The following is a 13270-nucleotide window of genomic DNA, read 5'->3' as shown; positions in this document are numbered from 1 at the left end:
CAGACATCGATGAACATCGAACTCCGTAGCGTTGAACGAAGCCTAGGGTGCATTTCGCAAGTTGCCCATACCCTTTTGTCCGTCGACTCACAGTTTGCGAAGAAGGGCATGACTTGTCATACTTTGGTGACGCGAAAGTTACGCTCCGTACATCGGAATCGACGCATGTTCCCACTAGCGTGCATGATCAAACCGCATCTCACTGCACCGCCTATAGGGTGATGTCGTGGCACATGAACTGACGCATGTCGACCAGAGTGGCGCGGCACGGATGGTGGACGTCGCCGGCAAGGAAATCACCGCCCGGCGAGCGGTTGCGGCTGGTTCCGTCCGTACGACCGCTGACGTAATAGCGTTGTTGCACGACGGTGCGTTACCCAAGGGTGACGCTTTGGCCGTCGCGCGGATCGCCGGAATCATGGGTGCCAAACGCACGCCCGATCTCATCCCGTTATGTCATCCGATTGCCCTTCATGGGGTGACGGTGGACCTTACGCTGGGTGACGACTCGGTTGACATTGTGGTGACCACGCGCACCGCCGACCGCACCGGCGTCGAGATGGAGGCGCTCACCGCCGTCGCCGCCGCCGGGCTGGCTCTCATCGACATGATCAAGGCGGTCGACCCGGCCGCCTCGCTGGAAGGAGTGCGGGTGCTGCGCAAGGAAGGCGGCAAGACCGGCCTCTGGGAGCGGGCCTCGTGAAGGCCGTCGTGATCGTGGCGTCCAACCGCGCCTCGGCCGGGATCTACGCCGACACCAGCGGTCCCCTGCTCGTCGCCGGCCTGCGCGAGCTCGGCTGCGACGTCGGTGACCCCGTCGTCGTGCCCGACGGCCCGCCGGTCGAGGAGGCGCTGCGGGCCGCGGTCGCCGGCGGCGCCGACGTCGTCGTGACCAGCGGCGGCACCGGCGTCACCCCCACCGACGCCACCCCGGAGATGACCCGCCGCGTGCTGGACTACGAGGTGCCCGGCATCGCCGAGGCCATCCGCGCCGCGGGCGCCGCGAAGGTGCCGACCGCCATCCTGTCCCGCGGGCTCAGTGGTGTCGCCGGGCGCACCCTCATCGTGAATCTGCCCGGCTCGAAGGGCGGCGCCAAGGACGGCCTGGCCGTGCTCGGGCCGGTCCTCGCCCACGCCGTCGACCAGCTCCGCGGCGGTGACCACTGACCGCGATCCCGCCCACCGCACGGACTAGGCTCGACGCGTGACGTTACCGATCGCGTGGACCGACGCCCGCGAGGCGGTGTTCGAGGCGGGTTCGGCGGTCGCGTCGAGCCCCGTGCCCGTCCCCCTCGTCGAGTCCGACGGCCTGACGCTGGCCGAGCCGCTGACCACGCTCACGGCCCTGCCCGCGTTTCCCACCTCGAGCGTCGACGGCTGGGCCGTCCGCGGCCCGGCGCCGTGGCGGATCATCGGCCGGGTGCTCGCCGGTGACCAGGCCCAGCCGCTGACCACCGACGGCACCTGCGTCGAGATCGCCACCGGCGGCATGGTGCCCGAGGGCACCCGCTTCGTCGTGCGCATCGAGGACTCCAAGGTCGAGGGCGACCAGGTCGTCGCCGGCGAGCCCCGCAAGGTGCCCGACTGGCGGCTGACCGGCGAGGAGGCCGCCCTCGGCGAGGAGCTCCTGCCCGCCGGCACGCCGATCACCCCGGGCGTTATCGGTCTCGCCGCCGCCTGCGGCTATGACACGCTGTCCTGCCGCCCCAGGCCGCGCAGCGCGCTGCTGGTTTTCGGCGACGAGCTGCTGACCGAGGGCGTGCCCGGCGTCGGGCGGGTCCGCGACGCGCTCGGCCCGTCGCTGCCCTCGTGGCTGCGCCGCGCCGGCACCGACGTCGTGCACCACCGTGCCCCGGTCGCGGACACCCTCGAGGACCATGTCGCCGCGCTGCGGGCCGCCGTCGACGCGGGCGCCCAGGTCATCTGCACCACCGGTGGCACCATGCACGGCCCCGTCGACCACCTGCACCCCGCGCTGGCCGAGCTGGGCGCCACCTACGTCGTCAACACCGTGGCCGTGCGCCCCGGTTTCCCGATGCTCGTCGCGCAGCTGCCCGGCGGCCAGTTCGTCGCGGGCCTGCCGGGCAACCCCCAGTCCACCTTCGTCGCGTTGGTTTCGCTGGTACTGCCACTGCTCGCCGGACTGACCGGCCGGCCCCGACCGGCACACGCCACCGTCAAGCTGGGCGCCGACATCCCCGGGCGGGGCGAGTACACCCATCTGGCGCTCGTGCGCCGCGATCCGCTGGACGGCCTGGCGTATCCCGTGGCCCATGCCGGCTCCTCGATGCTGAGAGGCCTGGCCAACTCGATCGGCTTCGCGATCATCCCGCCCGGAGGGCGGGGTCTTGCGGGGACGCCGGCGCAGCTCGTACCGCTGCCGATTCTGGATGGGGAGCGGGTGTGACCGACCGAATCACGGTCCTGGTGACCGGTGAGCCGATCGACGTGACCTCCCACGAGCTTGCGGTCGCGGACCGCGCCGCGGGCGCCGTCGTGTCCTTCGCCGGCGTGGTGCGGGACCACGACGGCGGGCGCGGTGTCGTGGAACTCGAGTATGAGGGCCACCCCAGCGCCGGCGACGTGCTCGCCGAGATCGCCGCGGAGATCGCGGCCGAGCCGGCCGTGCACGCGCTCGCCGTGTCGCACCGTGTCGGCCGGCTGGAGATCGGCGACCTGGCGCTCGCGGCGGCGATCTCGACCTCGCACCGGGCGGATGCGTTCCTGCTGTGCGCGCGGCTCGTCGACGAGGTGAAGGCCAGGCTGCCGGTGTGGAAGCGGCAGGTCTTCACCGACGGCGAAGAGGAATGGGTCAACTGCCCCTAGCTGTCGTATCGGTTACCCCAGACGGCGTCCTGCCTGTGCCGCCAGGCGGGCGATGCGGGCGTCGCGCAGGACGTGCCGGGCCTCCCGCTGCGCCGTGTGCACCGCGTGCTGGGCCTCCCGGCGCGCGGTCCGGGCGGTGTGTCCGGCGCCGCGGCGCGCGTTGCGGGCGGTGTTGCGGGTCCGCCACGCCAGGCCGGGCCGGCCCTCGTTGTCCAGCGCCGCGAACAGCAGCCCGCCGATCAGCCCGAGGTTCTTGAGGAAGTTGATCCGCTGCTGGTTGCGCTGCGCCGGGTCCTCGATGTCCCAGAACGCGTGCCCCGCGAGGGTCGTCGGCACCAGCGAGCCGGCCAGCACCAGCGCCGCCGGGGTCGTCGCCCTGCCGGTGGCCAGCAGGAGCCCGCCCGCGACCTGCGCCGCGCCGTTGACCCGTACCAGCGTCTCGGCGTCCGTGGGCAGGCGCGGATGGACCGCCCGCAACGCCGGCTCCATCCGGTCCGTGACCGGCTGGGCCTTGTCGGCGAGTTTGGCGGGGTCGCGGAACGCCGCCCACCCCTGAATGACGAAGATGGCGGCGAGCATCGAGCGGGCCGCGGTGCGCACGGGTCTCATGCCCGGCTCATACCCAACCACGGAATGTCGTACCCCCTCACTACGCTTCGCAGCATGGCCGAAACTTCGACGGAGACGACGGTCTGGACCACCGACCAGGTCATGGCGCTCGCACCCGACGCGTCCGCGCAGCGGGCGGCCAGGGGCATGGCCGGTGACCGCGCGTGGCTGGAGTCCGGGCTCAGCTCCTCCGACGACGTGCCACCGACCGTCTGGGGGCTCTGCCAGGGCAGCGGCAGCACGCCGTATCAGACGGCCGTAGATCTCACCGAGCCCGCGTTCAAGTGCACCTGCCCGAGCCGCAAGTTCCCCTGCAAGCACGCCCTGGGCCTGCTGCTGCGCTGGTCGGCGGGGAGCGTCACCGACGCCACCGCGCCCGGCTGGGTCCAGGAGTGGCAGTCCTCCCGCGCCGCCCGGCGCGCCGCACCCACCCCGACCTCGCCCGCCGCACCGGGCGGCGGCAGTAGTGGCGGGGGCCGGGCCGCCCCGGGTGAGAAGGCGCAGGCCCGCCGCGCCGACCGGATCTCCGCCGGCCTCGACGAGCTCGACCGCTGGCTCGCCGACCAGGCCCGGGCCGGGCTGGCAAGCGTCGCCAAGAGCGGCTATGCGCACTGGGACACGATGGCCGCCCGGCTCGTCGACGCCCAGGCCGCCGGCGCGGCCGGCATCCTGCGCCGCACCTCGGCCGTCACGAGCTCCCCCGAGCGGCTCCTCGGCGAGCTCGCCCGGCTCCACCTGCTCGTCGGCGGCTATCGGCGCATGGCCGACCTGCCCGAGGAGCTCGCCGCCAGCGTCCGCATGCGGGTCGGCCTGCCGATCGCCACCGAGACCGTCCTGGCCGGGCCCGCCCTGCGCGACCGCTGGCAGGTCCACGGCGTCCGCGACGAGATCGAGGACCAGCTCACCGTCCGCCGCGCCTGGCTGCGCGGCACCTCGACGCTGCGGCCTGTGCTGGTGCTGTCGTTCGCCGTCGCCGGGCAGTCGCTGCCGATCGACCTGCTGCCCGGCACCCAGATCGACGCCGACGTGTGCCTCTATCCGGGCGGTCAGCCGGCCCGCGCCCTGATCGCCAAGCGGCACGGCCCGCCCGCCCGCATGCACGCCGTCGCGGGCGCCGCAGGCATCGAGGCCAACCTGCGGGCCCACGCGGCCGCCCTCGCCGAGGACCCGTGGCTGGACTACTGGCCGATGACCATCGACGCCGTGTGCCCCACCCGCGACGGCGGCACGTGGCACCTCGTCGACCCCGACGGTGTCGCGCTCCCCCTCGACCCTGCTTCCGGCGATCCGTGGCGGCTGCTCGCCATCACCGGCGGGCGTCCGACGACGGTCACCGGCGAGTGGTCGGCGGGCGGGCTGCGACCTCTCGGCGCCTGGTCCGAGGGCCGGCTGGTGCGGCTGTGACCGGCGTGGCTGTCGTGGGCGGCGAACCGTGCACCGGAGGTGGCGCCCGGCGGGCCGGTGTCGCGCCCGCGGCGGCGCCAGACCTCACCGCTGCGGTTGGCGCGGGTGCTCCCGGGCACGGGCGTTGGCGAGGGCCGACTCACCGCGGGCGCCGGCTTGAGGCCGCGCCCGGGTCGGCTCACTGTGATCGCCGGCCGGAGGCCGTGCCCGGGTCGGCTCACCGCGGTGACGGGCGTGGTGGCGCGGTGACCGGCGGTCGGCGGGATGTGGCCCGGCACGGGAGCACAGCGGAGGTGACGGCGTGAGCGGTCCGGAGCGGAGTGGAGGGGCCGCGAACCATGGGCTCGGTTTTGGCTCGCGGCGGCGCCGGAGCGTAGCGGAGGTGGCGGCGTGAGCGGTCCGGAGCGGAGCGGAGGGGCCGCGAACCATGGGCTCAGTTTTGGCTCGCGGCGGCGCCGGAGCGTAGCGGAGGTGGCGGCGTGAGCGGTCCGGAGCGGAGTGGAGGGGCCGCGAACCATGGGCTCGGTGTTGGCTCGCGGCGGCGCCGGAGCGTAGCGGAGGTGACGGCGTGAGCACGCTGCCCGAATGGGGCGACGTCCTGGCGACGGCGCTGGTCGGCACGCAGCGGCGGCATCTCGCGGCCGGTGACGGTGACCCCGCCGAGGTGCTGCTCGACGCCGCGGCCACCCTGACGATGTACCGGCGCGCGGGCGTGGCCGCCCGATCCGGTGTCCCGGTGCCGGCCCCCGCCCCCGACGACTCCGGGATCCCGCTGGTGCCGTGGCCGGCGTCGGCGCGCGCGGCGGACCTGCTCGCGGTCGACGCCGCGGGCTACGGCTCCAGCAACGCGACCCCGGTGCGCGACGCCGACGGGCGGCTGGAGCTGCTCGCGGAGTGGCTGGGCGCGGTCGGGCCGCGGCGGGTGCCCGGCGAGCTGCTGCCCGCGCTGCTCGAGGTCGGGCGCCGGCACCGGATCTTGCGGCCGCTGATTGCCGCGGTCGGCGGGCCCCGCGCCGAGTGGCTGGCGGCCCAGCGACCCGACTGGGGGTATCTGGTCACCGCGACCGTCGACGGGCCTGCCGACGACGGCAGCGCCTGGGAGCTGGGGTCGATCGGGCGGCGGGTGGGGTTCCTGACCGCGCTGCGGCGCCGCGACCCTGAAGCGGCCCGCCGGCTGCTGCGCACCGCCTGGCCCACGGAGACACCCGACGACCGGGCGGCGCTGCTGGGCGCGCTGGCGACCGGCCTGTCCGACGCCGACGAGGGCATCCTGGAGACCGCGCTCGACGACCGGCGCAAGGAGGTGCGGGCCGCCGCGGTCGAATTGCTCGCGTTGCTGCCCGACAGTGCGTATGCCCGCCGAATGGCCGAGCGTTCCACGGCATCGGTGCAGGTGAGCGGGGGGCGGATCGTTGTCCTGCCACCGGCCGCGTGTGACAAGGCGATGCGGCGCGACGGCATCACGCCCCGCCCGCCGGTCGGGGTCGGCGAGCGGGCCTGGTGGCTGGAGGAGCTGCTCACCCGGACCCCGCTGCGGGTGTGGGGCGAGCCCGAGGAGTTCCTGCGCCTGCCCGTGACCGACGAGTGGGCCGCGGTGCTGCGCCGCGGGCTGGCCCGGGCCGCGGCCGGGCAGCGTGACGCGCGGTGGGCGACCGCGCTGACCGGCCAGCTGACCGAGGAGGTCGCGGCCGGTGGGCGCCCCGACGACCGGCTGCTGCTCGAGGCGCTGTATGACGCGCTGCCGTCCGACGCGCTGTCCGCGATCGCGGTCGAGGTCCTGCGCCGCGGCCTCGTCGGCGCCGCCGCTGTCGGCGTCGAGCACGTGCTGGAGCTGTGCCCGCGACCGTGGCCGCCGGCGCTCGTGGAAGCCGTGTTCGCCGCGCTCGATGACCTTGGCGGCCGGCGTTCGGCGGGGTGGCGGCTCGCCGGGCTCTGCGAGCTGGCCGCGCTGCGGCTGCCCGCGGAAGCCGCGGACCGGGCCGTGAAGCTCGCCGCCGGGCTGGCGTCCGATGACCCGATGTCCTCCATCGTCGGCCGTTTCGCCGACACCCTCCGGTTCCGACAAGACATGCTCGAGGAGCTCGCGTGACCAGCACAGTCGAAGCGCAGGCAGTCCAGCGGCGGCACGCCGAGGACGAGTTCGCCGCCGAGCTGGCCGCACTGGCCGCCGGCGACGACCGCCCGCGACCGCCGGGGTGGCTGCTGTCCCCCGCGGCCGTGGTGACGTATCTGCTCGGCGGGACCGCCGCGGACGGCACCGTGATCCTGCCGAAGTACGTCGGATCCCGCCGGCTCATGGAGGTCGCCGTCGCGACCCTGGCCACGGACCGGGCGCTGCTGCTGCTCGGGGTGCCCGGCACCGCCAAGACCTGGGTGTCGGAGCATCTCGCGGCGGCCGTCAGCGGCGACTCGACCTTGCTCGTCCAGGGCACCGCCGGCACGCCCGAGGAAGCGATCCGGTACGGGTGGAACTACGCCCGCCTCCTCTCCGAAGGCCCCAGCCGGGCCGCACTCGTGCCCAGCCCCGTGCTGCGGGCCATGGCCGACGGCCGGATCGCGCGGATCGAGGAGCTGACCCGCGTCCCGTCCGACGTGCAGGACAGCCTGATCACCGTGCTGTCGGAGAAGACGCTGCCGGTGCCCGAACTGGGCGAGGAGGTGCAGGCCCGCAAGGGGTTCAACGTCATCGCCACGGCCAACGACCGCGACCGCGGCGTCAACGACCTGTCCTCCGCGCTGCGGCGCCGGTTCAACACCGTGGTGCTGCCGGTGCCCGCCGGGGTCGAGGAGGAGGTCGACATCGTGTCGCGCCGGGTCGCCGCGCTCGGCAAGGCGCTCGAGCTGCCCGAGATGCCGCCCGCGGTCGACGAGATCCGCCGGGTCGTGACCGTGTTCCGGGAGCTGCGCAACGGCGCCACCGAGGACGGGCGCACCAAGCTGAAGTCGCCCAGCGGCACACTGTCGACGGCCGAGGCGATCTCCGTGGTCACCAACGGGCTCGCCCTCGCCGCGCACTTCGGCGACGGCATGCTGCGCCCGAGCGACGTCGCGGCCGGCATCGTCGGCGCGGTCGTCAAGGACCCGGTCTCCGATCAGGTCGTCTGGCAGGAGTACCTGGAAACCGTGATCCGCGAGCGAGAAGGCTGGCGCGACTTCTACCGGGCGGCCCGTCGCGGTGAGTGAGCCGCTGCTGCTCGGGGTGCGCCACCACGGACCGGGGTCGGCGCGGGCGGTGCGCCGTGCCCTCGCCGCGTTCCAACCCGACGTGATCCTCATCGAGGGACCCCCGGAGGCCGACCCGCTGGTGCCGTTCGCCGGCGACGAGGACATGCGGGCGCCGGTGGCGCTGCTGGCGTATCCGGCCGACAACCCCGACCCGAAGCTGCGCGCGTCGTTCTGGCCGTTCGCCGAGTTCTCCCCGGAGTGGCAGGCGATCCGGTGGGCGGTCGCCTGCGACATCCCGGTCCGGTTTATCGACCTGCCGGCGGCGGTGCGGCTCGCCTCGGGCACCCCGTCCGCGCCGACCCCGGCCGACGACGCGGTGCGCATCGACCCGATCGGCGCGCTGGCCGAGGCGGCGGGGTACGACGACCCCGAACGGTGGTGGGAAGACGTCGTCGAGCACCGGCGGGAGCCGCATCTGACACCGCCACCCCGACCCGCCGCCGGCCCGGCGGGGGGTGTGCCGGCGGGCGCCGGCTCCGTTGCCGGCGGGCCTGCCCCGGCTGGGTCTGCCTCGGCGGGGTCTGCCTTGGCCGGACCAGCCGACGCTGGCTCCGTCGCCGGCGGGCCTGCCCCGGCTGGGCCTGCCTCGGCCGGGCCTGCCTCGGCGGAGTCTGCCTTGGCCGGACCAGCCGACGCTGGCTCCGTCGCCGGCGGGCCTGCCCCGGCTGGGTCTGCCCCGGCTGGGTCTGTCTCGGCTGGGTCTGTCTCGGCTGGGTCTGTCTCGGGCGGGCTCGCCGGCGGCGCCCGGGCTCCTGGTGCAGGAGCAGGTCACGACAACGTCCAGGTCGCCCCCGGGCTCGGTGGGGCCGGGTCGTTGTTCGCCACCGCGCCCGACATCGACGAGGAGCGGCTCGCCGCCGCGGTGGCGCCCTTCGCGGCGATCGCCGAGGCGATGACCGTGGTCCGGGCGCACGCGCCCGCCCCGCCCGAGGCCGAGCGGGTCGACGAGGAGCGGCGCGAGGCGCACATGCGCCAGGCGATGCGGGCCGCGACGAAGGAGTTCGACCGGGTCGCCGTGGTGTGCGGGGCCTGGCACGTGCCCGCGCTGACGGCGCCGCTGCCCAGCGCGTCCTCCGATGCCGCGATCCTCAAGGGACTGCCGAAGGTCAAGGTTGCCATGACCTGGGTGCCGTGGACGCACGCGCGGTTGGCGTCCTGGCAGGGGTACGGCGCGGGAGTGCGCTCACCCGGCTGGTACCACCACCTCTTCACGGCGGTCGACGAGCACGTGGTGGCACGCTGGCTGGTGCGGGCGGCCGGTGTACTGCGCAAGGACGGCGTGCCGGTGTCCAGCGCGCACGTCATCGAGGCGACCCGGCTCGCCGAGGCGCTCGCGACGATGCGCGGCCGGCCGCTGGCCGGGCTCGCCGAGGTGACCGATGCGGCGCACGCGGTGCTGTGCGACGGCGACGACCTGCGGCTGAGCCTGATCAACCGGCGGCTGGTGGTCGGCGACCGGCTCGGGCGGGTGCCGGACCAGACGCCCGGGGTGCCGATCGCGCGGGACGTGGCCAGCAGCCAACGCCGGCTGCGGCTCCAGCCGGCGGTCAGCAGCCGCGAGATCGACCTCGACCTGCGCCGCGACCTCGACCTGCAGCGCAGCCAGCTGCTGCACCGGCTGCGGCTGCTGGGCGTGGACTGGGGGCAGGTCCTCGCGAACCGGAAGGGTCGCGGCACGTTCTGGGAGTCGTGGCAGATCGCATGGCAGCCGGAGTTCGCCGTCGATCTGGTCGAGGCTGGGGTGTACGGGACCACGGTCCGCGAGGCGGCGACCGCGCGGGTGGCGGAGCAGGCCGCCGAGGCCGAGACCCTCGCCGACGTGACGGCCCTCGTCGAGCGGTGCCTGCTGGCGGACCTGCCGGACGCGCTGCCCGGGGTGCTCGACGCGCTCGACGAGCGGATGGCGCTCGACGCCGATGTCGCGCACCTGATGGACGCGCTGCCGGCGCTGGCCCGGACACTGCGGTACGGCGACGTGCGCGGCACCGACCTGTCGGCCCTGCGCTCGGTGACCCACGGCATGATCACCAGGGTCTGCGTCGGGCTGCCCGCGGCGGTCGGCGGGCTCGACGACGCGGCGGCCGCGGTGATGCGCGACCGCATCGACGGGGTGCAGGGCGCGCTGGCGCTCATCGACGACGCCGAGGCCAGCCAGCGGTGGCAGGCGCTGCTCGGTGGCCTGTCCACCCGCGACGACCTGCACGGCCTGCTCAGCGGGCGGATGAGCCGGCTGCTGCTGGACGCCGGCACCGTGGACGCCGACGAGATCGGCGTCAGGATGGCGCTGGTGCTGACGGTGGGCGTACCGGTGGCGAAGGCCGCGGCCTGGATCGAGGGGTTCCTCGCGGGCGACGGGCTGCTGCTGGTCCACGACGAGCGGCTGCTGGCGCTGGTCGACGCGTGGCTGACGGGCATCCCGGCGGACGCGTTCGTCGAGGTACTGCCGCTGCTGCGGCGCACGTTCAGCGGATACCCGGCGCCGCAGCGGCGCATGATCGGCGAGCGGGCCGCGCACATCGGCACCGGCGGGCGGCCCCGCGCCGGCGAGCACGACGACCAGGTCGACCCCGACCGCGGCGCGCTGCTGCTGCCGGTCGTGGCCCGCCTCCTGGGCAAGGAGCTGCACCATGCCTGACCAGACCCACGATCAGGACCAGCATGACGAGCGGCTCCGTCGCTGGCGCCTCGCCCTCGGCGGCGCGTCCGGCGGCGAAGGCACCGGCTACGGCCTCACCGGCACCGACGTGTCGATCGACGCGGCCCTCGGCGCCCTGTACGACAGTGGCGGAGGCACCGGCGGCCAGCGCGGCGCCGGCCTCGGCGCGTCGGCGCCGCGGGTCGCCCGGTGGCTCGGCGACATCCGTCAGTACTTCCCGTCGACCGTGGTGCAGGTGATGCAGGCCGACGCGATCGAGCGGCTCGACCTGACCCGGCTGCTGCTCGAGCCGGAGATGCTCGACGCCGTGGAGCCCGACGTGCACCTGGTCGGGACGCTGCTGTCGCTCAACCGGGTCATGCCCGACAAGAGCAAGCGGGCCGCGCGGAAGGTCGTGGCCAAGGTCGTCGCCGAGCTGGAGCGGCGGATCGCGCAGCCGACCAGGACCGCGCTGGCCGGCGCGCTGAACCGGGCCGCCAAGGTCAACCGGCCACGGCACCACGACATCGACTGGAACCGGACCATCCAGGCGAACCTGAAGCACTACCAGGCCGAGTACGGCACGATCGTCCCCGAGCGGCTGGTCGGGTACGGGCGCCGGGCCCAGTCGGTGCAGCGTGACGTCGTGCTGTGCGTCGACCAGTCGGGCTCGATGGCCGCCTCCGTCGTGTACTCCGGGGTGTTCGCCGCGGTGCTCGCCTCGATGCGGTCGCTCAAGACATCCCTCGTCGTGTTCGACACCGCCGTGGTCGACCTGACCGACCAGCTCGCGGACCCGGTCGACGTGCTGTTCGGCACCCAGCTCGGCGGCGGCACGGACATCAACCGGGCCCTCGCGTACTGCCAGCAGCTCATCACCCGCCCGCAGGACACGATCTTCGTGCTGATCAGCGACCTGTACGAGGGGGGCGTGCGCGAGGAGATGCTCCGGCGGGTCGCCGCGATGACCGCCTCCGGCGTGCAGGTGATCACGCTGCTGGCACTGTCCGACGAGGGGGCACCGGACTACGACCACGAGAACGCCGCGGCGCTGGCGGCGCTCGGGGTGCCGGCGTTCGCCTGTACCCCTGACGTCTTTCCGGACCTGATGGCCGCCGCCATCGAGCGCAGGGATCTGCGCGCCGTCATCGAGAAGGCGAAGGCCTAGTCGGCGGGCTGGGAGCGGATGTACCGGGCGAAGTGCGGCACGGTGAAGGCGACCGTGCCGCGCTCGCCGGAGTAGATGAGGCCCTTCTTGATCAGGGCGTCGCGGGCCGGGGAGAGGCTCGCCGGGCGGCGCCCCAGGCTGCGCGCGATCTCGGCGGTCGGCACCGCCTCGGACACGTCGACGGCGGGCAGGAGCGTGGCCATGGAGCGCATGTACTCGCGCTCGGCGGGGGTGGCCCGCTCGTACCGGGAGCCGAAGAAGCCGACGGCCAGCTCCGCCTCGGCCTCGGGCGCCGCCACCCGCACGTCCGCGGCGGTGATCGGCGAGCGCGGCGCGTGGTCCCAGGTCGCCTTGCCGTAGGCCTGCACGAAGTACGGGTACCCGCCCGACGCCTCGTACAGCGCGTCGAGGGCCTTGGGCTCGTACTCGACCTCCTCCCGCATCGCGGGCGCGGTGAGGGCCAGGTCGGCCGCGATGCGGTCGAGCCGGTCGATGCGCTGGTAGCGGAAGAGCCGCTCGGAGTAGGACTTCGACGCCGTGAGCAGCGCCGGCAGGTGCGGCAGCCCGGCGCCGACGACGATCAGCGGCGCGCCGGTCTGCGACAGCTCATGGCACGCCGCGCACATCGCCGAGATGTCGTCGGCCGAGAGGTCCTGCATCTCGTCGATGAAGATCGCCACGCCGGTGCCGACGTCGGTGGCCACGCTCGCCGCGTCGGTGAACAGCTCGACCAGGTCGATCTCGATGTCGCCGGAGTCGGCGCGGCCCGTGGTCGCCGGGACGTCGATCCCCGGCTGCCACCGGTCGCGGAGCTTCGCCGGCGGCTTGTTCGGATCCTCACGGACCGCGAATGCCTTCAGCACCCCGAGGAACTCGTCGATCCGGTCCGGCGCCCGGTGGTGCGGGGCCAGCTCGCGGATGGCCATGTGCAGCGCCGCCGACAGCGGCCGGCGCAGCGACTGGTCGGGCCGCGCCTCGATCTTGCCGGTGCCCCACAGTCGCGAGATCGCCTGCGAGCGCAGCGTGTTGAGCAGGACGGTCTTGCCGACGCCGCGCAGGCCGGTGAGCATCAGTGAGCGCTCGGGCCGCCCGCGGGAGACCCGCTCGAGGACGACCTCGAAGGCATGCAGCTCGCGGTCACGGCCGGCGAGCTCCGGGGGCCGCTGCCCGGCGCCGGGCGCATACGGGTTGCGAACGGGATCCACGAATCGCACCGTATCGGCGTCTCTAGCCAAAACGCTAGAACCGCATAGAACATCCTTGTGGCGTGTCGTGCCTTGTCTAGGGCAGTCTAGGGCACACGCAAGAATGGCTTAGATCGCTGCATCGAGTGCCCGTCTGCCCGCGCTCGAACTAATGTACTACACGCCCCGAGGGCCACCCCGCAAGGGGGTCAAACAAAC

At 74.1% G+C, this 13270-nt stretch carries 11 protein-coding genes; 9 read left to right on the top strand and 2 right to left on the bottom strand.

The features are described from left to right. The first annotated feature begins 226 nt into the window (after positions 1–226). From moaC to AB0H83_RS22600, 4 genes are read left to right on the top strand one after another with little or no spacing between them, the layout of a single operon-like run. The gene (gene moaC / locus AB0H83_RS22615; protein WP_360097183.1) at positions 227–703 is read left to right on the top strand and encodes a cyclic pyranopterin monophosphate synthase MoaC; all 477 of its coding nucleotides are present in this window, start codon (positions 227–229) and stop codon (positions 701–703) included. After that, complete coding sequence (locus AB0H83_RS22610) at positions 685–1167, top strand: MogA/MoaB family molybdenum cofactor biosynthesis protein (RefSeq protein WP_360097347.1); 483 nt, start codon at positions 685–687, stop codon at positions 1165–1167. The genes moaC and AB0H83_RS22610 overlap by 19 nt, the downstream gene beginning before the upstream one ends. A gap of 37 nt (positions 1168–1204) precedes the next feature. Continuing rightward, positions 1205–2407: a molybdopterin molybdotransferase MoeA gene (locus AB0H83_RS22605; RefSeq protein WP_360097180.1), complete on the top strand. Its 1203-nt coding sequence runs from the start codon at positions 1205–1207 to the stop codon at positions 2405–2407. Further along, positions 2404–2826, top strand: a complete 423-nt coding sequence (locus AB0H83_RS22600; protein WP_360097177.1) for a molybdenum cofactor biosynthesis protein MoaE — start codon at positions 2404–2406, stop codon at positions 2824–2826. Before AB0H83_RS22605 ends, AB0H83_RS22600 begins: the two co-directional genes overlap by 4 nt. A 12-nt stretch (positions 2827–2838) precedes the next feature. Here AB0H83_RS22600 and AB0H83_RS22595 read toward each other — a convergent pair whose 3' ends face one another. Continuing rightward, positions 2839–3435, bottom strand: coding sequence for a DoxX family protein (locus tag AB0H83_RS22595; RefSeq protein WP_360097174.1), 597 nt, complete (start codon positions 3433–3435; stop codon positions 2839–2841). A gap of 54 nt (positions 3436–3489) precedes the next feature. Between AB0H83_RS22595 and AB0H83_RS22590 the strand changes: the two genes are divergently transcribed. The 5 genes from AB0H83_RS22590 (at position 3490) to AB0H83_RS22570 (ending at position 11867) form a co-directional block, all read left to right on the top strand. Then, positions 3490–4839: an SWIM zinc finger family protein gene (locus AB0H83_RS22590; protein WP_360097171.1), complete on the top strand. Its 1350-nt coding sequence runs from the start codon at positions 3490–3492 to the stop codon at positions 4837–4839. Positions 4840–5407: 568 nt separating this feature from the next. Continuing rightward, positions 5408–6928 (top strand): DUF5691 domain-containing protein, encoded by a 1521-nt coding sequence (locus AB0H83_RS22585; protein WP_360097168.1) that lies wholly within the window; start codon positions 5408–5410, stop codon positions 6926–6928. Beyond that, complete coding sequence (locus tag AB0H83_RS22580; protein WP_360097165.1) at positions 6925–8022, top strand: AAA family ATPase; 1098 nt, start codon at positions 6925–6927, stop codon at positions 8020–8022. The genes AB0H83_RS22585 and AB0H83_RS22580 overlap by 4 nt, the downstream gene beginning before the upstream one ends. After that, the gene (locus AB0H83_RS22575; RefSeq protein ID WP_360097162.1) at positions 8015–10699 is read left to right on the top strand and encodes a DUF5682 family protein; all 2685 of its coding nucleotides are present in this window, start codon (positions 8015–8017) and stop codon (positions 10697–10699) included. Before AB0H83_RS22580 ends, AB0H83_RS22575 begins: the two co-directional genes overlap by 8 nt. Further along, entirely contained in the window at positions 10692–11867 is a 1176-nt protein-coding gene (locus AB0H83_RS22570; protein WP_360097159.1) for a VWA domain-containing protein, read from the top strand. The genes AB0H83_RS22575 and AB0H83_RS22570 overlap by 8 nt, the downstream gene beginning before the upstream one ends. Here AB0H83_RS22570 and AB0H83_RS22565 read toward each other — a convergent pair. Continuing rightward, on the bottom strand, positions 11864–13072 hold the full coding sequence (locus AB0H83_RS22565) for an ATP-binding protein (protein ID WP_360097156.1): 1209 nt from the start codon (positions 13070–13072) through the stop codon (positions 11864–11866). The genes AB0H83_RS22570 and AB0H83_RS22565 overlap by 4 nt on opposite strands. Positions 13073–13270: the final 198 nt, after the last annotated feature.

It is taken from the genome of Dactylosporangium sp. NPDC050688 (assembly GCF_040654515.1).
Classification (GTDB): domain Bacteria; phylum Actinomycetota; class Actinomycetes; order Mycobacteriales; family Micromonosporaceae; genus Dactylosporangium.
This window is presented reverse-complemented; position numbering and strand designations above follow the sequence as displayed.